The organism is Pseudooceanicola lipolyticus, assembly GCF_002786325.1.
In the GTDB taxonomy this organism is placed as follows: Bacteria; Pseudomonadota; Alphaproteobacteria; order Rhodobacterales; family Rhodobacteraceae; genus Pseudooceanicola_C; species Pseudooceanicola_C lipolyticus.
In genome coordinates this window covers 1-18,815 of the sequence record NZ_PGTB01000075.1, presented here as the reverse complement: position 1 = coordinate 18,815, position 18,815 = coordinate 1, and the positions used below count along the sequence as shown (strand labels likewise).

General features: G+C 64.6%; 20 protein-coding genes. 15 read left to right on the top strand and 5 right to left on the bottom strand.

Annotation, left to right across the window (positions count from 1 at the left end):
* The 14 genes from CVM52_RS15800 to CVM52_RS15735 form a co-directional block, all read left to right on the top strand.
* The coding region (locus tag CVM52_RS15800) for a DUF4339 domain-containing protein (RefSeq protein WP_133119867.1) at positions 1-262 on the top strand (262 nt) is incomplete at its 5' end.
* 39 nt (positions 263-301) lie between these two features.
* Positions 302-1,408 carry a TFIIB-type zinc ribbon-containing protein gene (locus tag CVM52_RS15795; RefSeq protein ID WP_100163443.1) on the top strand — a complete coding sequence of 369 codons (1,107 nt, stop codon included), beginning with the start codon at positions 302-304 and terminating at the stop codon, positions 1,406-1,408.
* 47 nt (positions 1,409-1,455) lie between these two features.
* Positions 1,456-1,893, top strand: coding sequence for a tellurite resistance TerB family protein (locus CVM52_RS15790; protein WP_100163442.1), 438 nt, complete (start codon positions 1,456-1,458; stop codon positions 1,891-1,893).
* Entirely contained in the window at positions 1,890-2,633 is a 744-nt protein-coding gene (locus CVM52_RS15785; protein WP_100163441.1) for a phosphate/phosphite/phosphonate ABC transporter substrate-binding protein, read from the top strand. Before CVM52_RS15790 ends, CVM52_RS15785 begins: the two co-directional genes overlap by 4 nt.
* 150 nt (positions 2,634-2,783) lie before the next feature.
* Positions 2,784-3,560: an ABC transporter ATP-binding protein gene (locus tag CVM52_RS15780; RefSeq protein WP_100163446.1), complete on the top strand. Its 777-nt coding sequence runs from the start codon at positions 2,784-2,786 to the stop codon at positions 3,558-3,560.
* A 27-nt stretch (positions 3,561-3,587) separates the two neighbouring features.
* On the top strand, positions 3,588-4,310 hold the full coding sequence (locus tag CVM52_RS15775; RefSeq protein ID WP_100163440.1) for a transporter substrate-binding domain-containing protein: 723 nt from the start codon (positions 3,588-3,590) through the stop codon (positions 4,308-4,310).
* A 60-nt stretch (positions 4,311-4,370) separates the two neighbouring features.
* Positions 4,371-5,255, top strand: a complete 885-nt coding sequence (locus tag CVM52_RS15770) for an ABC transporter permease (protein WP_100163439.1) — start codon at positions 4,371-4,373, stop codon at positions 5,253-5,255.
* Positions 5,256-5,361: 106 nt separating this feature from the next.
* A complete protein-coding gene (locus tag CVM52_RS15765) occupies positions 5,362-6,168 on the top strand; it encodes an ABC transporter permease (protein WP_100163438.1) in 807 nt (268 codons plus the stop codon).
* A 185-nt stretch (positions 6,169-6,353) separates the two neighbouring features.
* Positions 6,354-7,673 (top strand): glutamine synthetase family protein, encoded by a 1,320-nt coding sequence (locus CVM52_RS15760; RefSeq protein WP_100163437.1) that lies wholly within the window; start codon positions 6,354-6,356, stop codon positions 7,671-7,673.
* 64 nt (positions 7,674-7,737) lie between these two features.
* Positions 7,738-8,418: a type 1 glutamine amidotransferase gene (locus CVM52_RS15755; protein ID WP_100163436.1), complete on the top strand. Its 681-nt coding sequence runs from the start codon at positions 7,738-7,740 to the stop codon at positions 8,416-8,418.
* The gene (locus CVM52_RS15750) at positions 8,418-9,776 is read left to right on the top strand and encodes a glutamine synthetase family protein (protein WP_100163435.1); all 1,359 of its coding nucleotides are present in this window, start codon (positions 8,418-8,420) and stop codon (positions 9,774-9,776) included. Before CVM52_RS15755 ends, CVM52_RS15750 begins: the two co-directional genes overlap by 1 nt.
* A gap of 116 nt (positions 9,777-9,892) precedes the next feature.
* Positions 9,893-10,324 carry a PACE efflux transporter gene (locus tag CVM52_RS15745; protein WP_100163434.1) on the top strand — a complete coding sequence of 144 codons (432 nt, stop codon included), beginning with the start codon at positions 9,893-9,895 and terminating at the stop codon, positions 10,322-10,324.
* A gap of 88 nt (positions 10,325-10,412) precedes the next feature.
* The gene (locus CVM52_RS15740) at positions 10,413-11,717 is read left to right on the top strand and encodes an NAD(P)/FAD-dependent oxidoreductase (RefSeq protein ID WP_100163433.1); all 1,305 of its coding nucleotides are present in this window, start codon (positions 10,413-10,415) and stop codon (positions 11,715-11,717) included.
* A gap of 101 nt (positions 11,718-11,818) precedes the next feature.
* Positions 11,819-13,027 carry a DegT/DnrJ/EryC1/StrS family aminotransferase gene (locus CVM52_RS15735; RefSeq protein WP_100163432.1) on the top strand — a complete coding sequence of 403 codons (1,209 nt, stop codon included), beginning with the start codon at positions 11,819-11,821 and terminating at the stop codon, positions 13,025-13,027.
* A 30-nt stretch (positions 13,028-13,057) separates the two neighbouring features.
* Here CVM52_RS15735 and phaR read toward each other — a convergent pair whose 3' ends face one another.
* The 3 genes from phaR to phaC all read right to left on the bottom strand — a co-directional run bounded on the left by phaR (position 13,058) and on the right by phaC (position 16,128).
* The gene (gene phaR / locus CVM52_RS15730; RefSeq protein ID WP_100163431.1) at positions 13,058-13,618 is read right to left on the bottom strand and encodes a polyhydroxyalkanoate synthesis repressor PhaR; all 561 of its coding nucleotides are present in this window, start codon (positions 13,616-13,618) and stop codon (positions 13,058-13,060) included.
* Positions 13,619-13,745: 127 nt separating this feature from the next.
* Positions 13,746-14,192: a phasin family protein gene (locus CVM52_RS15725; RefSeq protein ID WP_100163445.1), complete on the bottom strand. Its 447-nt coding sequence runs from the start codon at positions 14,190-14,192 to the stop codon at positions 13,746-13,748.
* A gap of 130 nt (positions 14,193-14,322) precedes the next feature.
* Positions 14,323-16,128, bottom strand: a complete 1,806-nt coding sequence (phaC, locus tag CVM52_RS15720; protein WP_100163430.1) for a class I poly(R)-hydroxyalkanoic acid synthase — start codon at positions 16,126-16,128, stop codon at positions 14,323-14,325.
* Positions 16,129-16,253: 125 nt separating this feature from the next.
* Between phaC and phaZ the strand changes: the two genes are divergently transcribed.
* Positions 16,254-17,531, top strand: a complete 1,278-nt coding sequence (gene phaZ / locus CVM52_RS15715; protein ID WP_100163429.1) for a polyhydroxyalkanoate depolymerase — start codon at positions 16,254-16,256, stop codon at positions 17,529-17,531.
* 45 nt (positions 17,532-17,576) lie between these two features.
* Here phaZ and CVM52_RS15710 read toward each other — a convergent pair whose 3' ends face one another.
* Together CVM52_RS15710 and CVM52_RS15705 are read right to left on the bottom strand one after the other, a co-directional pair.
* Positions 17,577-18,221, bottom strand: coding sequence for a hypothetical protein (locus tag CVM52_RS15710; protein ID WP_100163444.1), 645 nt, complete (start codon positions 18,219-18,221; stop codon positions 17,577-17,579).
* A gap of 17 nt (positions 18,222-18,238) precedes the next feature.
* The coding region (locus CVM52_RS15705; RefSeq protein ID WP_133119866.1) for an alpha/beta hydrolase at positions 18,239-18,815 on the bottom strand (577 nt) is incomplete at its 5' end.

The following is an 18,815-nucleotide window of genomic DNA, read 5'->3' as shown; positions in this document are numbered from 1 at the left end:
CCCCTGGGGCGCGGCACCGGCTGCCGCGGCGCCGCCGCCACCACCGCCGCCGCCGGCCGAACATGTCTGGCATATCGCCGAAAACGGGCAGACCTCGGGCCCCTATTCCCGTGCCCGGCTGGGACGGATGGTGACCGAAGGCAGCCTGACCCGCGACACCTATGTCTGGACCGAGGGGCAGGATGGCTGGCTGAAGGCCGGCGATGTGCGTGATCTGGCGCGGCTGTTCACGGTGATGCCGCCGCCGCCGCCGGGCGCCTGATCCAACCGCCGCGCAACAACCCGATCCGCGAGAGGCCCGATGCCCGACGCCACCCAAGCCGCCCCGCGCGAGGTACACCAGTTTCCCTGCGACCAGTGCGGCGCCGACCTGCGCTATGATCCCGCCGCCGGACACCTGAAATGCGACCATTGCGGTTTCGAAGCGCCGCTGGACGCCGCGCCCTGGGGCGGCGCGGTGCTGAAGGAAATCGACTTCGACGCCGCCGTGGCCAACCGTCTGCCCGAGGCCGAAATCGAGGAAACCCGCGTTCTCAACTGCAGCAATTGCGGCGCCCAGGTCGAATTCGACCCGGCCACCCATGCCGCCGAATGCCCGTTTTGCGCCACCCCGGTGGTGACCGATACCGGCACCAGCCGGCATATCAAGCCGCGCGGCGTGCTGCCCTTCGCGCTGGACGAAAACCAGGCGCGGCAGGCGATGACCGACTGGCTGGGCCGGTTGTGGTTCGCCCCGAACGGGCTGCAGGATTATGCCCGCAAGGGCCGGCGGATGGAGGGGATCTATGTCCCCTACTGGACCTTCGACGCCGATACCAAATCGGCCTATGAGGGCGAACGCGGCACCGTCTATTACGAAACCGTCACGGTGGTGCGCGATGGCAAGCGGGTGCAGCAGCGGGTGCCCAAGATCCGCTGGCGCCGGGTGCGCGGCCGGGTTGCGCGGTTTTTCGACGATGTGCTGGTGCTGGCTTCGCGCAGCCTGCCCAAACGCTATACCGACGCGTTGCAGCCCTGGGACCTGTCGGCGCTGACCCCCTACCAGCCGGAATTCCTGGCCGGGTTCCGCGCCGAGGCCTATACCGTGGCGCTGGAAGAGGGCCATGCCGAGGCGCGCGCGCAGATGGCGCGGGTGATCGAACGCGACGTGCGTTTCGATATCGGCGGCGACCGCCAGCGCATCCACGACATCCGCACCGATGTCAGCGACGTGACCTTCAAACATATCCTGCTGCCGGTCTGGCTGGCCGCCTATAAATATCGCGACAAGAGCTATCGCTTTGTCGTCAACGGCCAGACCGGCCGGGTGCAGGGCGAACGGCCCTGGTCGGCGATTAAGATCGCCGTTGCGGTGGTGCTGGGCCTGCTGCTGGCCGGGGCGGCAGGCTTCGTCCTGTCGCAGCAATAGCGCGCTCGCCGCTTGCGCACCGGCGCGACATGTCTATATCTCGCGACATGTTCGGAGAGTTCCTCAGGCGCCTCACCGCGCCCAGCCCCGCCCCGCTGCCCGAGGTCGATGCCCGGCTGGCGCTGACCGCGCTGCTGGTGCGCATCGCCCGGTCCGACAATCACTATGCGGCGTCGGAAATTGCGCGGATCGACCAGATCGTCGCCGCCCGCTACGGGCTGACGCCCGAAGCGGCAGGCGAATTGCGCGCGCAGGCCGAGGCGCTGGAGGCCGAGGCACCGGACACGGTGCGCTTTACCCGCGCGATCAAGGACGCGGTGCCCTACGAGGACCGCCGCAGCGTGATCGAGGCGCTGTGGCAGGTGGCGTTGGCCGATGGCGGCCGTGCCGACGAGGAAAACGCCCTGATGCGGCTGACCGCCAACCTGCTGGGGGTCAGCGACCGCGACAGCGCCCTGGCCCGACAAAAGGCCGAGCGCACATGATCGCGATGCTGGGCATGTATGACATGCCGGCGGTGCAGCCGGCGAATGACCGGTATTGGAGCGCGATTCGCACCCGCCTGGGCCACGGCCCCGCACAGCTGACCCGCGACCGCGATTTCTTCGAAATCTGGCAATCGCCCGATCTGCTGTTGGCGCAGACCTGCGGCCTGCCCTTCCGCGCCCGCCTGCACGGCCAGGTGACCCGCGTGGCAACCCCCGATTACGGGCTGCCCGGCTGCCCGCCGGGCTATTACAAGTCGTGGATCGTGGCGCGCGCCGATGATCCGCGCAGCAGTCCGGAAGAGTTCCAGGATGCCACCTTTGCGTATAACGAAGCCCTGTCGCAATCGGGCTGGGCCTCGCCGATGGCCTATTTCAGCTCTCTGGGTATCACCTTTGCCCGCCACGTTCCCAGCGGCGCGCATGTGAACTCGATGCGTGCCATCGCCGACGGCCATGCCGATATCGCCGGGATCGACGCGCTGACCTGGGCGATGTTGGGCAGCCATGACCCGGTCTTGGAACACCTCAGGATCATTGGCGAAACCGCGCCGACGCCGGGCCTGCCCTATATCACCGCCGCCGGCAATGATGCCGAAGCGCTGGCGCGCGCGCTGGAGGCGGCGATCGGCGACCTGGCGCAGGAAGATCGCGAGAGCCTGCACCTGAAAGGGTTGGTGCAGATTCCCGATGCCGACTATCTGACGGTGCCGATGCCACCGGTGCCAAACGCGGCCTGAGCCGCCCGGCGCCCTCTGCCCTGCCCGTTTTTTAACTTTCCGTGTCGTCAACTGGGTGGCTTGACCGCTTGGCGCAACGCATTGCACATTGCAATGTAACCAGAATTCGGCCCTACTGCCGATCTGAAGCGTCCAGATACCGGAATGAACGTGCCAGACACGCCGCCCGTCATCGAGATACGAGACCTGCACAAACGCTATGGCGATCTTGAAGTGCTCAAGGGCGTCGACATCACCGCACATCGCGGCGACGTGGTGTCGCTGATCGGGTCTTCGGGCTCGGGCAAGTCGACGCTGCTGCGCTGCGCCAACCTGCTGGAGGACAGCCAGCAGGGCGAAATCCTGTTCAAGGGCGAACCGGTGCATTGGAAGGGCCAGGCCGGGCACCGGCGGCCCGGCGACCCCAAGCAGGTGCTGCGCATCCGCACCAACCTGTCGATGGTGTTCCAGCAGTTCAATCTGTGGGCGCATATGTCGATCCTGCAGAACGTGATGGAGGCACCGCTGACGGTGCTGCGCCGGGACCGGGCCGAGGTGGAGAAGGCCGCGCGCGGCTATCTCGACAAGGTCGGGATCGGCGACAAATGCGATGTCTACCCCGCCCAGCTCTCCGGCGGGCAGCAGCAGCGTGCCGCCATCGCGCGGGCGCTGTGCATGGAGCCCGAGGCGCTGCTGTTCGACGAACCGACCAGCGCGCTGGACCCCGAGCTGGAACAGGAAGTGGTGAAGGTGATCAAGGATCTGGCCGGCGAAGGGCGGACCATGCTGATCGTCACCCATGACATGAAATTGGCCGCCGATGTCTCGGACCACGTGGTGTTCCTGCATCGCGGCCTGATCGAAGAGGAAGGGCCGCCGGACCGGCTGTTCGGCGCGCCCCAATCGGAACGTCTGCGCGGGTTCCTGTCGGCAACCCACGCGGCATAAGACCATAAAACCAAGGGAGTAAAACCAATGAAGACACTGGTGATCGGCACACTGGCCCTGGCCCTGTCGGCCGGCATGGCCATGGCGCAGACCGTGCGGATGGGCACCGAGGGCGCCTATCCTCCGTATAACTTCATCAACGATGCCGGCGAGGTCGACGGGTTCGAGCGCGAGCTGGGCGACGAGTTGTGCAGCCGCGCCGGCCTGACCTGCGAATGGGTCAAGAACGACTGGGATTCGATCATCCCCAACCTGGTGTCGGGCAATTACGACACCATCATCGCCGGCATGAGCATCACCGACGAGCGGGACGAGGTGATCGACTTTACCCAGGACTATTACCCGCCGACCGAATCCGCCTATGTCGCGGGATCGGAGGATGCCGACCTGACCGGCGGCGTGATCGCCGCCCAGACCGGCACCATCCAGGCCGGCTATATCGCTGAAAGCGGCGCCACGCTGGTGGAATTCGCAACCCCCGAAGAGACCATCGCCGCGGTCCGCAACGGCGAGGCGGATGCGGTGTTTGCCGATTACGACTATCTGGTGCCGATCGTCGAGGACAGCGGCGGCGCGCTGATGTTCGTCGGTGACGGGGTGCCGCTGGGCGGCGGCATCGGCCTGGGCCTGCGCGAAAGCGATACCGAGCTGAAGGACAAGTTCGATGCCGCGATCACCTCGATGAAAGAAGACGGGTCGCTGAACGAATTGCTGACCAAGTGGTTCGGCGACGACATCACCACCTACTGATCCGCAACCGCCCGGCCCGCCCCAATCGGCGGGCCGGTGCCTTTTCGGCGCCCGGTCCTCATGTTTTCATATTGCAGCGACCCCGATACGCTCGACAGCCTGGCCTGGCTGTCCTGCTATCTGACAACCGGCGTCCATATGTCCTTTTACCTGGCCTTCCTGAAGGTGATCGGCCTGCTGCTGGTCACCGCGCCGGTGGCGCTGGCCTTCGGTTTCGCCGGGGCGATGGCGGCGCGGTCGCATGTCCTGCCGCTGAACCTGCTGGGCAAGGCCTATATCGCCATCGTGCGCGGGGTGCCGGACATCGCCTTTTTCATGTTCTTCGTGATCGCGCTGGACCAGGCCTTTGAATATCTGCGCCACCGCGCCCTGTGCCCCGACTGGGACCAGCCGATCCGCCAGGGCAGCGATTTCATCGTCTGCGCCCAGGCCAAGCTGCCGCTCGGCACCGCGCCGGAATGGATACACCAGACCTATGGCTTTGCCCTGGCGGTGATCACCTTCTCGTTGGTTTTCGGCGCCTTTGCCGCCAATGTGCTGTTCGGCGGCATGCGCGCGGTGCCGCAGGCGCAGCTGGAAACCGCCGAGGCCTATGGCATGACCCGGCGGCAGACCTTCTGGCGCATCCTGGTGCCGCAGATGTGGGTTTATGCCCTGCCCGGCCTCTCGAACCTGTGGATGGTGCTGATCAAGGCAACGCCGCTGCTGTTCCTGCTGGGGATCGAGGATATCGTCTATTGGGCGCGCGAGTTGGGCGGCACCAAGACGCCGCGCTTTACCGACTATCCCCATGGCGACTGGCGGATGTGGTATTTCCTGTTCCTGCTGGTGTTCTACCTGGCGATGACCCGGATCTCGGAAGTGGCGCTGGAACGGCTGATGCGGCGGCTGACCCGTGGCCAGGCGACGGTGGGCGGCGAAGCACTGAGAAAGGCGGCGGCATGAGCGCGGGCGCAACACCGTCGCGGCCGTGCCGCCGGAACCTCTCGGTGCTTGGCCCGGAGGCGACGGATCGGGTCCGGGGCCGCGCCGGGCCGGAAAGGAGCGCGCCATGAGTTGCTGGCAGACGGTGCAGGATTATGGCCTGCGCGCCATCGGCATCGGCGAGCGGCTGCTGCCGCGCGAGGATTTCACCCTGTGCCAGCAATTCACCCTGATCGGTTCGGGGATGATCTGGAACATCTATTTCGGCCTGCTGGCGCTGGGGATCGGCTTTGTCCTGGCCACCGGGCTGGCAGTGGCCAAGGGCTCGGCCATTCGCTGGCTGCGCAAGCCGGCGGAATGGTTCATCTTCCTGTTCCGCGGCTCGCCCCTGTTCATCCAGTTCTTCTTTGCCTATTTCTTCTTCCTCAACCTCAAGAGCCAGGCCGCGTTTTTCGATCCCTTCACCGCCGCCTGGCTGGGCGCGCTGATCGTGCTGTTCCTGAACACCGCCGCCTATTCGGGCGAGATCTTCTACGGCGCGCTGCGCTCGGTCCCCAAGGGGGATGTCGAGGCGGCGGATGCCTATGGCATGTCGGGCTGGCCGCGCTTCCGGCGCGTCGTCTGGCCCACCATGCTGCGGCTGGCCTGGCCGGCCTATACCAACGAGGCGATCTTTCTGTTCCACGCCACCACGCTGGTGTTCTTCTCGGGTTTCCCCGCCTGGCAACAGCGCGGCGACGCGCTGTATTACGCCAGCTATTTTGCCGACAAGACCTTCAACCCGTTTATTCCCTACCCGATCCTGGCGCTGTATTTCATCCTGTTCACGCTGGTCATCGTGGCCTGCTTCGGGTTGGTCAACCGGCGCCTGAACCGCCACATCCCGCCCGAACGGCGGCAGCGGATGCGGCTGCGCCCGAACCTGATCCGCTAGGGCAACCCCGACCCTTTGGGGCATGAATTATCGATAATTCATGGCAAATTTCATCGATGAATTTTAGCCCCGCCGCAGCGACCGCAGGTGTGAAGAAATAATTTGATCAAATTTACATGACAGCGTGACGGGCATCGGCTAGAAAAATCCTGCGAGCCTGCGCAGACAACAGACAGAGCCCCCCGATGGACCTCACGGCCTTTCCCACTTTCCGTGTCGCCGCCTGCGACCTCAACGGCCAGATGCGCGGCAAACGGGTGCCCGGCTCTTACGCCGACAAGCTGGAGGGCGGTGCCGTGCGAATGCCGCTTTCGGTGCTGAACGTCGATCTATGGGGCGCCGATATCGTCGACTCGCCGCTGGTCTTCGACAGCGGCGATGCCGATGGCGTGCTGAAGCCGACCGAACGCGGCCCGGTGCCGATGCCCTGGCTGGAAACCCCCTCGGCGCTGGTGCCAATGACGATGTATACCGACCGGGGCAAGCCGTTTTTCGGCGACCCGCGCCATGCGCTGAGCGAGGTGCTGGCGCGCTATGCCGCGCGCGGCTGGCAGGTGATCGCCGCGACGGAGATGGAATTCACCCTGATCGACGACAATCAGGACCAGCCCGGCGCCCCCACCAATCCGGTCACCGGCCGCCCGGTCAGCAACAGCGCCATCCTGTCGGTGCGCCAGCTTGATTCCTTCGACGCCTATTTCACCGCGCTCTACGAGGCCTGCGCCCAGATGGGCATTCCCGCCGACACGGTGATTTCAGAAAGCGGGCTGGGCCAGTTCGAGGTCAACCTGATGCACCAGGACGCCATGCGCACCGCCGATGATGCGTGGCTTTTCAAGACCCTGGTGCGCGGCCTGGCCCGGCGTTTCGGCTTTGCCGCCACCTTCATGGCCAAGCCCTATCTGCAGGATGCCGGCAACGGCATGCATGTGCATTTCTCGGTGGTCGATGGCGACGGGCGCAACATCTTCGACGATGGCGGCCCGCGCGGCACCGGCCTGCTGGGCAATGCCGTGGCCGGCTGCCTGGCGGCGATGCCCGCCAGCACGCTGATCTTTGCCCCGCATGGCAATTCCTATGAACGGCTGGTGCCCGGTGCCCATGCCCCGGTCAGCGCCGTCTGGGCCTATGAGAATCGCACCGCCGCGATCCGCATTCCCGGCGGCCCCCCGGCCGCCCGGCGGATCGAACACCGGGTCGCCGGTGGCGACATCAACCCCTATCTGACGCTGGCCGCGATGCTGGGCGCGGCGCTGATCGGGATCGAGGACGAGTTGACCCCGCCCGCCCCGATCACCGGCAATGCCTATGAGATCCGCGGCGTGCCGCGGCTGTGCGAAAGCTGGGACCAGGCGGTGGACCGGATCGAAAGCGATCCGCTGATCGCCCGCATCCTGTCCAAGCCGTTGATCGACAACCTGGTGATGACCAAGCGGCAGGAAATCGAGCGGTTTGCGCAAATCCCGACCGAGCGGCACTGGTTCAGCTATCTTGAGGCGGTCTGACCCCCCTTGCCCCCAAGGCGGGGCTCCGTTAGCCTTGTTTTTGATCAAATCCCTTGTGTGACTCATGAAGATCGGCATTTTGCAGACCGGCCACGCGCCCCAAGATCTCTTGGGCGAGTTCGGCGATTACGACCTGATGTTCCGCAACATGCTGGACGGCCACGGCTTTGCTTTCGACACCTATGCGGTGGTCGATGATCAATTCCCGGCCGGGCCCGAGGCCGCCGATGGCTGGCTGATCACCGGCTCGCGCCATGGCGCCTATGAGGATCACGCCTGGATCCCGCCGCTGGAACAGCTGATCCGCGACATCCATGCGCAGAAACGGCCGCTGATCGGCGTCTGTTTCGGCCATCAGATCATCGCCCAGGCCCTGGGCGGCAAGGTCGAGAAATTTGCCGGCGGCTGGGCGATCGGACGCACCGAATACGAGATGGATGGCAGCCGCCTTGCGCTGAACGCCTGGCACCAGGACCAGGTGACGCGCCTGCCCGACGGCGCGCGGGTGCTGGCCGGCAACGCGTTTTGCGAAAACGCGGTGGTGGCCTATGGCGATGATATTCTGACGGTGCAGCCGCATCCCGAATACGGCGCCGATTTCATCGCCGGCCTGATCCGTACCCGCGGGCCCGGCCTGATCCCCGAGGACCAACTGCGCGCGGCCGAGGCCACGCTGGAGGGTCCGGTCGCCAATACCAGCTTTGCCAATCGGATGGCCGAGTTTTTTACCAAAGAGAGGGCCTGATGGCCGATTGGACCGAGCAGCTTCCCGATGCGGCACGCGCCTATCTTGAGGGCCGCCGCCTGGACGAGGTGGAATGCGTTGTTGCCGACCTGCCCGGCATTGCCCGCGGCAAGGCGGTGCCGGCGTCGAAATTCGCCCGGCAGAAATCCTTTCACCTGCCCGACAGCATCTTCTACCAGACCATCACCGGCGACTGGGGCGAAGCCGCGGGCGAAGAGGGCTTTATCGAACGCGACATGATCCTGAGGCCGGACATGTCCACCGCCACCGCCGCGCCCTGGACCGGCGACTGGACGCTGCAGGTGATCCATGACGCCTTTGACCGCGACGGCGATCCGATCCCCTGCGCGCCGCGCAACGTGTTGAAACGGGTGGTGGCGCTGTACGAGGCGCAGGGCTGGAAGCCGGTGATCGCACCGGAGATGGAATTTTTCCTGGTCGCCCGCAATCTCGACCCGGCGAAAGAGATCGAACCGATGCTGGGCCGGTCGGGCCGCCCCGCCGCCGCGCGCCAGGCCTATTCGATGACCGCGGTGGACGAATTCGGACCCGTCATCGACGACATCTACGACTTTGCCGAGGCACAGGGGTTTGAAATCGACGGCATCACCCAGGAGGGCGGCGCCGGGCAGCTGGAAATCAACCTGCGCCACGGCCACCCGGTGAAACTGGCCGACGAGGTGTTCTATTTCAAACGCCTGATCCGCGAGGCGGCGCTGCGGCACAATTGTTTCGCCACCTTCATGGCCAAGCCCATCGCCAACGAACCCGGCAGCGCCATGCACATCCACCATTCGATCATCGACACCGAAACCGGGCGCAGCCTGTTTTCCGGGCCGCAGGGCGGCGACACAGATGCGTTTTTCAACTTCATCGGCGGGCTGCAGAAATACCTGCCCTCGGCCATCGCCATCCTGGCGCCCTATGTGAACAGCTATCGCCGCTATGTCCGCGACCATGCCGCGCCGATCAACCTGGCCTGGGGCCGCGACAACCGCACCACCGGCATCCGCATCCCGCTGTCGGGGCCGGAATCGCGGCGGGTGGAAAACCGGCTGGCGGGCATGGATTGCAATCCCTATCTGGGCATCGCCGCCAGCCTCGCCTGCGGCTATCTGGGCATGATGAACGAGGTGCGCCCGGACAAGCAATTTCGCGGCGACGCCTATGAAAGCGACGAGGATATCCCGCGCGTGCTGGGCCAGGCTCTGGACATCTTCGACGAGGCGGCCGACCTGCACGAGGTTCTGGGGCGCGAATTCTGCCGCGTTTACTCGATCGTAAAGCGGACCGAGTATGAAGAGTTCCTGCAGGTGATCTCCCCCTGGGAACGCGAACATCTGCTGCTGAACGTCTGACCCCGCAGAAGGGCTCTTGTTTCACTTGCGGGCAATTCCTAGGTTGACCGGACCAGCGAGGACGACCTCCCAATACCGCAACTGAACCACGGGACGGCCCGGTCAGGAGACCCTCGATGCGTACCACCGCAGATCGAATCCGCCACGCCCTGTCCTTTGAACTGATCGCCCTGGTGCTGATCACGCCGCTGGGCGCCTGGATATTTGACCAGCCGCTGCATGATATGGGCGTGGTCTCGGTGATCAGCGCCGCCATCGCAATGGCCTGGAACTATCTGTTCAACCTCGGCTTTGACCACGCGCTGCTGTACTGGCGCGGCGACACCCGCAAGACCCTGGCGATCCGGCTGGGCCACGCGGCCTTGTTCGAGCTTGGCCTGATCGCGATCCTTGCCCCCTTCATCGCCTGGTATCTCGGAATCTCGCTGATCACCGCGCTGATCATGGACGTCGGGTTTTCCGGTTTCTACCTGGTCTATGCCTTTGCCTTTAACTGGCTTTACGACATGCTCTACCCGGTCGCGGCGCGGCCGCGTCCGGCCGACTGAGCCGGCCGCGATGGCACGCGCAGGCCACCGCAAATGACGCGACGAAAAGCCTTTGCAAGCGCGTGAAACGCGGCGCATACCGGGCGCCATGGACCTGCTGTTTTCCAATGACCGGCGCGGCGAATATCCACCCAGCTGGTATGCCGCCACCGCGACGCCGCTGCCCCCCTTCGCGCCGCTGAAGGGCGAAACCCGCGCCGATATCTGCGTGGTCGGCGGCGGCTATACCGGGCTGTCCGCCGCGCTGCACCTGGCCGAGGCCGGGTTCGACGTGGTGCTGGCCGAGGCACAGCGCGTCGGCTTTGGCGCCTCGGGGCGCAATGGCGGCCAGCTGGGCAGCGGCCAGCGCGTGGAGCAGGACGCGCTGGAACGGCTGATGGGCGATCCGGAGGCGGCCAAGCTGTGGACCCTGGCGGAAGAGGCCAAGGCGCTGGTGCGCGACCTGATCAAGCGCCACGGCATCGACTGCGACCTGAAACCGGGCGTGGCGCATTTCGGCTTTACCGCCGCCGAGATGGACGAACTGCACCACTATGCCGACCACCTGAACACCCGTTATGGCTATGACCGGATCGAGAAACTGGACCGCGCGACCGGCCAGGCCCTGTGCCCCTCGCCCGCCTATGCCGGCGGCACGCTCGACATGGGGGCCGGCCATCTGCACCCGCTGAACTATGCGCTGGGCCTGGCACGGGCGGCGCAGGGGTCCGGGGTGCGCATCCACGAGGCGACCCAGGTGCGCCGGATCGACGAGGGCCGCCCTGCTGTGCTTCACACCGATCAGGGCAGGATCACCGCCGATCACGTGATCCTGGCCTGCAACGGCTATCTCGGCGGGCTCAGCCGCAAGGTGGCGGCGCGGGTGATGCCGATCAACAATTTCATCGCCGCGACCGAGCCCCTGGGCGACGCTGCGGCAAAGGTGCTGACCCGCGACGTGGCGGTGGCGGACACCAAGTTCGTGGTGAATTATTTCCGCCTCTCCGCCGACGGGCGGCTGCTGTTCGGGGGCGGCGAAAGCTATGGCTATCGCTTTCCCGCCGATATCGCCGCCAAGGTGCGCAAGCCGATGACCGGCATTTTCCCGCATCTGCAAGATGTCCGCATCGACTATGCCTGGGGCGGCACCCTGGCGATCACCATCCGGCGGATGCCGTTCCTGGCCCGGCTGGCGCCCAACATGCTGTCGGCCTCGGGCTATTCCGGTCATGGCGTCGGCACCGCCACCCATGCCGGCAAGCTGATGGCGCTGGCGATCCAGGGCGAGGCCGAGGGCTTTGACACGCTGTCCCGCGTGCCCACCCCCGCCTTTCCCGGCGGCCCCGCCCTGCGCAACCCGCTGCTGGTGCTGGCGATGAGCTGGTATGCCCTGCGCGACCGGCTGGGCATCTGACCCCGCAACCGAATGCCGCAGCCGGACCGGGGCAAAATTGTCTTGGTCCCGTTACAGTGTTGTTTTATGTTTCGTGAATATCCAATTAAGGAATCCGAAATATGATGCAGGCACCCGACGTCCATCAGGCCGAACCGATCCCCGCCGCGGCCCGTGCAGCCATCGAGGAATTGCTGCAGTCCGGCGACCTGTTTCGCTATACCGCGCCGCAGGACGCACCGGTTGCCCTGCTGGAAGCCGAATTCGCCGCGATGCTGGGCAGCAAATACGCGCTGGCGGTGTCCTCCTGCTCGGCGGCGCTGTTCCTGTCGCTGAAGGCGCTGGACCTGCCGCGCGACGCGCGGGTGCTGGTTCCCGGCTTTACCTTCGCCGCCGTGCCTTCGGCCGTGGTGCATGCCGAATGCGTGCCGGTGCTGTGCGAAGTTGGTGACAACTACCGCCTGGTGATGGAGGATTTCGAGGCCAAGCTGGACCAGGACATCGCCGCGGTCATCATCAGCCATATGCGCGGCCACACCTCGGACATGGACCGGATCATGGCGCTGTGCGACGCGCGCGGCATTCCGGTGATCGAGGATGCGGCCCATTCGCTGGGCACCACCTGGCACGGGCGCAATATCGGCACCATCGGCAAGATCGGCTGTTTCAGCTTCCAGTCCTACAAGATGATCAATGCCGGCGAAGGCGGCATCCTGATCACCGACGACGCCAACCTGATCGCCCGCGCCGTGATCATGTCGGGCGCTTACGAACACAACTGGCAAAAACACAGGGGCCCGCGCGGCGAAAACACCGCCGACCTGGCCGAGGCCTTTGCCCGCTGGCAGAACCAACTGCCGCTGTACAATCAGCGCATGGGCAACCTGTCGGCGGCGGTGATCCGGCCGCAGCTGCCCGAACTGGCGCGCCGCGTGCGCGACGGGCTGGCCGGGCATGACCATGTGGCGGCGCGGCTGAACGCCTCGCCCTTCATCGAGGTGCCCGCGCCGTTGGCCCCGGAACGCCGGGCGCCGGATTCAATCCAGTTCAACCTGGTCGATCTCGACGATGCCGGCATCGACGCCTTTGCCGAGGCCGCCGCCGCGCGCGGTGTGAAGGTGCAGATCTTCGGCCGCTCCACCGACAACGCACGTGCCTTCTGGAACTGGCAGTTCCTGCCGGAACGGCCCGAACTGCCGCAAACCCGCGCCATGCTGATGCGCGCCTGCGATGTGCGCCTGCCGGTGCATCTGAGCCGCGCGCAACTGGACGCGGTGGCCGATATCCTGATCGATGCGCTGAACGAGGTCACCCGCTCGGCCGCGGCCTGACCGTCCGGGTCCGGGCCTGACCGGCCCGGACTATTTCAGCTTGGACAGCTTGTTATGCAGGTCCGCGAGCTGTTTCTTGATTTCTTCCAGATCTTCGGAACTCTCGCTGTCCCGGTCGTCGCTGTCATCGGGCGACGGGCCGCTCCAATTGCCGGACAGACCGCCGGTCATCGCCTTCAGGAACGCTTCCTGCTGCGCCTGCATCGCCTCGAAGCCGGGCATCTTGGCCATCGGGTTCATCGCCGTCATGTTCTCGACCATCTTCTTCTGGCTTTCGCGCAGCATCTCGAAGGACGATTGCAGGAACTGCGGCATCATCCCGCCGCCGGGCACCATATAGCTGCGCACGAGATCGTTCAGCACGTTCACCGGCAGCACGTTTTCGCCCCGGCTTTCGTGTTCGGCAATGATCTGCAACAGGTATTGCCGGGTCAGATCGTCGCCGGATTTCAGATCGACGATCTGAACTTCGCGCCCGGCACGGATAATGCCCGCGATATCCTCAAGCGTCACATAATCGCTGGTTTCGGTATTATACAGCCGTCGGCTGGCATACCTTTTGATCAGCAAGGGTTTTTCTTTTTCAGCCATGTCTTCCCTCCCCGACATGATGCACTGCAGCGACGTTATGCGAGCGCAAAACAAAAAGAAAGGGCAGGTCTTTCGACCTGCCCCCGCGATTGCACCGTTTGGGAGGATTGGCGCAAATGTCGCGTTCTTATTTCGTCGCCGTGGCTTTCTTCGCTGCGGCGGTCACATCGGTGGTGGCCTTCTTCACCGCTGCGGTGGCGTCTTCGGTCAGATCCTTGCCAGCCGCCATCATCAGTTCGACGGTGTCCATCTGGACCTTCTTCGCGATCTCAGCAAAAGCGGCCATGTTCTCGGCAGCCACTTCAGCGGTGGCCGATGCAAAATCGGTCATCGCCTTGGCGTAATCGGCGGGCTCGGTCTTTGCCTTGGTCATCTCGGCCAGCTTGGCAATGGTGTCTTTGGTCCATTTGCTCGAGATTTCGGCCGATTTGTCTGCCGCTTCAAGGCACACGGCCGACAGTTTTTCGTTCAGGGTAGCAGTCGTTTTGAATGCATCCTCAAACGCCGAAGCGTCCACCGGGAATGCACCCATCATGTCTTTCATTACAGCGGTGAAGTCTTGGGTCTTTGCCATAGTCTCATCGTCCTCTTTCGCTGCGCGGGACCACCCCGCCATCTCTCCAGCTATCGTTATAATAATGCTGCAACGCAGCATTTCAAGTGTTTTGACGTTAAGCGGCGACATGTTGCATTGCAGCGTGAAATCAGCGACTTGTCCCACCGGTCACGTAGGTTCCGGGCGCCGGAGCCAGCCGCGGATGGTTCGAATCACCCGTCTCCCGTGCCGGTACCTTCTTGCCCGACCGCTTGCTCAACCAGGCCTCCCAGCGCGGCCACCACGACCCGGCATGAAACTCTGCGCCCTCCAGCCAGGCATCGGCGTCGAGCTTCAGATTGGTGTTGGTGTAATGGCCGTATTTCTTCTTCGCCGGCGGGTTCACGATACCGGCGATATGTCCCGATTCCGTGACGATCACCGTCTTGCTGCGCGAGCCCATCTGCTGCACGCCGCGATAGCAGTCCTTCCAGGCGGCGATGTGATCGGTCTGACAGGATATCGAGCACACCGGGAGCGTCACGTCCTTCAGGCGCAGCGTGTGCCCCAGCAGTTCGAACCCGTCGCCGGCGAATTCGTTGCGCTGGCACAGCCCGCGCAGGTATTGCACCGCCATCTTGCCCGGCAGGTTGGTGCCATCGCCGTTCCAGTACAGCAGGTCGAAGGCGGGCGGCGCCTCGCCCAGCATGTAATTGCGGATCGCCGGTGAATAGACCAGGTCGTTGGACCTGAGAAAGCTGAAGGTTCGCGCCATGATATAGGACCGCAGGATGCCCTTGGCCGAAACCTCCTCTTCGATGCCGTCGATGAAATCATCGCTGAGGAAAGGCGTGAACTCGCCCTGGTCGGCAAAATCGGTCAGCGCGGTGAAGAAAGTCGCCGACTTGACCGAGTTGTCGCCGCGCTGCTTCAGCAGCGACAGGGTCAGCGCCAGCGTGGTGCCGGCAATGCAATAGCCGATGGCATTGACCTGCTTGACCCCGGTGATCGCCTTGATTTCGCGCAGCGCCGCCAGGAACCCATCTTCGATGTAATCTTCCATCCCGACCTCGGCATAGGCCATGTCGGGATTGACCCAGCTGACCACGAACAGGGTATAGCCCTGGTCGGTGATCCATTTGATCAGGCTGTTCGCCGGCTTGAGATCGAGGATGTAATATTTGTTGATCCAGGGCGGAAAGATCACCAGAGGCGTTTCATGGACCTGCTCGGTGGTCGGGCGGAACTGGATCAGCTCCATCATCCGGTTGCGATAGACCACGTCGCCCGGCGCGGTGGCGATATTCACGCCCAGTTCAAAGGCGTTTGCATCCGACAGGCGCACCACCAATTCGCCGTCATTGGCCTCCAGATCGGCAACCAGGTTTTCCAGCCCGTCGATCAACGATTGCCCCTCGGTCGCCACCGCCTTTTCCAGCGCATCCGGATTGGTGCCCAGGAAATTGGTCGGCGCCATCATATCGACGATCTGGCGCGAGAAATATTCCAGCCGTTTCTTCTCTTTCTCATCCAGTTCCGAAACCGAGGCCACCGCGTCTTCGATTGCCTTGGCGTTGATCAGGTATTGCTGTTTGACGAAGTTGAAATAGGGGTGGGTATCCCAAAGCGGATTGGAAAATCGCCGGTCCGATGGCCCCGGATCATCGGGGGCCTGCAGCTTGCCCCGGGCAAGCGCTTTCTGTGCCTCGACAAAATGGCTGACCGTTTTGCTCCAATAGGCCACCTGTTGTTCGAGAAGTTTTTCCGGATTTTGCACCGCCTGGGCCCAATAGGCCGTCGCCGCGCTGGTGAATAGGCTGTGATTCGGCGCATTCAACGACGCGTTATGGGGTTTCTTGCGGGCCATGACTTCCAGCAGACGCGCGGACAATCCCTCAACTTTGGCAAGATTTTCCTTAAGCCGATCATAATGTTCCGGGGGCACAGGCCCGTCCTCTTCGTCGATGGTTGTCATTCTAAGGTTTCCCCCCTACTCTCGCATACGTACAGATTAGCGTCGCCGCTTACGGGAGGCAAAGCGACGATTGGTCCGGTCACTACGAGGCAAAAGATCGGCAAAGTACCGAGCAGGAACCCGATATGCGCTACATGTTCAGTTATGACCTGATGGAAACCATCCGGAACACCAACCAGTGGATGGGGGCCTCTGCCAAGGCGATGGCGTCCTATCCCGCGCTCAGCATGGTGCCCCACCCGGCGGTGTCGTGGATGGCGGCCTGGGGCGAGGTCACCGAGCGTTCGTTCAAGCGGATGATCGCCAAGCCCGGCTGGGGCATCCGCAGCATCACCTGCGAGGATGGCCGCGACCACGTGGTCGAAATCGAGACGGTGGTGGAAAAATCCTTTGGCAATCTGCTGCATTTCAAAGTTTCCGGGCGCGCGCCCTGCGCGCGCAAGGTGCTGCTGGTGGCGCCGATGTCCGGCCATTATGCCACGCTGCTGCGCAGCACGGTGCTGAGCCTGCTGAACGATTGCGACGTCTATATCACCGACTGGCACAATGCCCGCGACATCCCGGTTTCGGCGGGCAAGTTCGACATCGAAGATTACACGCTCTATCTGGTCGATTTCATGCGGGAACTGGGCCCCGACACCCATGTGATCGCGGTATGCCAGCCGGCGCCGCTGACGCTGGCCGCCACCGCATACCTGGCCGAACAGGACCCCGAGGCACAGCCGCGCACCCTGACCCTGATCGGCGGCCCGATCGACCCGGATGCCACCCCGACCGAAGTCACCGATTTCGGTGCGCGCGTCACCATGGGCCAGCTGGAACAGTCGATGATCCAGCGCGTCGGCTACAAATACCCCGGCGTCGGGCGCAAGGTCTATCCCGGCCTGTTACAGCTAACCTCGTTCATGGCGATGAATATCGACCGTCACGGCCAGGCCTTTTATGACCAGATCATGCGCGTCTCGCGCGGCGAAGCCTCGGATTTCGACGCCCATAACCGGTTCTACGACGAATATCTCGCGGTCATGGACATGACGGCAGAATTCTACCTTTCCACCGTCGAGCGCATCTTCAAGAACCGCGAGATCGCCAAGAACGAATTCGTGGTCGACGGCCACAAGGTGGATATCGGCAAGATCACCCGCGTCGCGGTCAAGACCGTCGAAGGCGCCAATGACGATATCTCGGCCCCTGGCCAATGCATCGCGGCGCTGGATCTCTGCACCGGGCTGCCCGAGTCGAAAAAGGCCAGCCACCTGGAACCGGATGCCGGCCACTACGGCATTTTTGCCGGCCGCTCCTGGCGCAACAACATCCGCCCCATGGTGCTGAAATTCATCGATGCCAACAGCGCGCCGGCGCCAAGGTCCAAGGGCACGCCGACGCAACAGAACGCCGCCTGACCGGGCGGCGCGCCGGGCAAATTCCATGTCTGGAAATTGCCAACCTCATTCCTGACCTGTACCCGCCCCCGGCACCACCGGATAGGCAATGCCCCGGAACGGCGGGAAATCGGCATAGCGGGCGGCGCGGATCTCCGGCGCCTCGTCCGGTTCGGCGCCCTCCGCCAGCAGGGTGCCGCGCGGCGCGATATAGCTGTCGATGCGGCGCAGCGGCCGCGGCCGCCAGGCCAGGTTGAAGGCGCAGAGCTTGGGAAAGAACCAGATCTCGGAATACGCCAGGTGATCGTGCAGCCACCAGGCCAGGTCGCGCCAGTCGCGCCCCTTTGCGTATTGGTCGGCAAACCACGGGATCACCACCGAGGCGCCGGCGATCCGCGCCTCGCCCTCGCCGCGGTCCCAGATGTGACATTCCAGCGGATGGTCGTTGCGAGCGCAATTCAGCCGGTTTTCATTGCCGAACCGGTTCAGCGCCGCCGAGCGATAGCCCGAGCGCACCGCCACCCGGCCGAAGGTTTCCTCCAGCGGATCCATCAGCGCCTGGCAGAACGCCCGGCCGCAGGCGATGGCCAGGTCGGGATTGTCGGGGATGTTCTGCCGGGCGTGGAAATTGCCGATCTCGGAATAGAGAAAGTCGCGCAGGAAGAAATGCCGCGACAGGCGCACCCGGCCCAGCGTTTCCAGGCTCCACATGCTGCCCGGCCGGCGCCTCACAGCCCCAGGACCTGACGCAGCCAGGCGGTCATTTCGGCGGCGGCCAGGTCGGTCTGCCCCGGCGACAGCGCGTCGCCCGCCACCACATGGGCGTTGCGGTCGTCGCCCGGCCCCATGGTGACCCGGCGCAGCGTCACCGGCCCGCCCCAGCGCGCCGCCACCCGTTCGGTGGCCTCCGCCCGCACCACCCGGTCGTCGGGTGAGAACCAGAACAGTGCCGGGATCGCGATCTGCGACAGGTCCAGCGCCTTGACCGCCCGCACCAGCGCCGCCATCGGCAGCACCGCCACCACCGGATAGCGGGTGGTCCAATAACGCGCCTGCGCCTCGCTGCGCGGCTCGAAGGCGCGCTCCTCCCCCATCACCCAGGGCAGCCAGTACCGCGCGCCGGGCCAGGTCAGCAGCCCGGCCATCGGGTTGTTCACCGCAAAATTCGGCGCGATCAGGATCATCGCCGCCACGTCGCGCGACATCTCCGGGTCCAGCGCCGCCGCCACCGCCAGCGTGCCGCCGGTCGAGGTGCCAATCACCACCACCCGCTCGCCCACCGCCCGCGCCGCCGCCAGCGCCTCG

Bases quoted from the DNA above. Each gene is read 5' to 3' on its own strand.
- phaR (WP_100163431.1), bottom strand. From the start codon at position 13,618: ATGGCTGAAAAAGAAAAACCCTTGCTGATCAAAAGGTATGCCAGCCGA.
- CVM52_RS15740 (WP_100163433.1), top strand. From the start codon at position 10,413: ATGGACCTGCTGTTTTCCAATGACCGGCGCGGCGAATATCCACCCAGC.
- phaZ (WP_100163429.1), top strand. From the start codon at position 16,254: ATGCGCTACATGTTCAGTTATGACCTGATGGAAACCATCCGGAACACC.
- CVM52_RS15760 (WP_100163437.1), top strand. From the start codon at position 6,354: ATGGACCTCACGGCCTTTCCCACTTTCCGTGTCGCCGCCTGCGACCTC.
- CVM52_RS15785 (WP_100163441.1), top strand. From the start codon at position 1,890: ATGATCGCGATGCTGGGCATGTATGACATGCCGGCGGTGCAGCCGGCG.
- CVM52_RS15790 (WP_100163442.1), top strand. From the start codon at position 1,456: ATGTTCGGAGAGTTCCTCAGGCGCCTCACCGCGCCCAGCCCCGCCCCG.
- CVM52_RS15755 (WP_100163436.1), top strand. From the start codon at position 7,738: ATGAAGATCGGCATTTTGCAGACCGGCCACGCGCCCCAAGATCTCTTG.
- phaC (WP_100163430.1), bottom strand. From the start codon at position 16,128: ATGACAACCATCGACGAAGAGGACGGGCCTGTGCCCCCGGAACATTAT.
- CVM52_RS15750 (WP_100163435.1), top strand. From the start codon at position 8,418: ATGGCCGATTGGACCGAGCAGCTTCCCGATGCGGCACGCGCCTATCTT.
- CVM52_RS15710 (WP_100163444.1), bottom strand. From the start codon at position 18,221: ATGTGGAGCCTGGAAACGCTGGGCCGGGTGCGCCTGTCGCGGCATTTC.
- CVM52_RS15795 (WP_100163443.1), top strand. From the start codon at position 302: ATGCCCGACGCCACCCAAGCCGCCCCGCGCGAGGTACACCAGTTTCCC.
- CVM52_RS15770 (WP_100163439.1), top strand. From the start codon at position 4,371: ATGTTTTCATATTGCAGCGACCCCGATACGCTCGACAGCCTGGCCTGG.
- CVM52_RS15765 (WP_100163438.1), top strand. From the start codon at position 5,362: ATGAGTTGCTGGCAGACGGTGCAGGATTATGGCCTGCGCGCCATCGGC.
- CVM52_RS15745 (WP_100163434.1), top strand. From the start codon at position 9,893: ATGCGTACCACCGCAGATCGAATCCGCCACGCCCTGTCCTTTGAACTG.
- CVM52_RS15775 (WP_100163440.1), top strand. From the start codon at position 3,588: ATGAAGACACTGGTGATCGGCACACTGGCCCTGGCCCTGTCGGCCGGC.
- CVM52_RS15735 (WP_100163432.1), top strand. From the start codon at position 11,819: ATGATGCAGGCACCCGACGTCCATCAGGCCGAACCGATCCCCGCCGCG.
- CVM52_RS15725 (WP_100163445.1), bottom strand. From the start codon at position 14,192: ATGGCAAAGACCCAAGACTTCACCGCTGTAATGAAAGACATGATGGGT.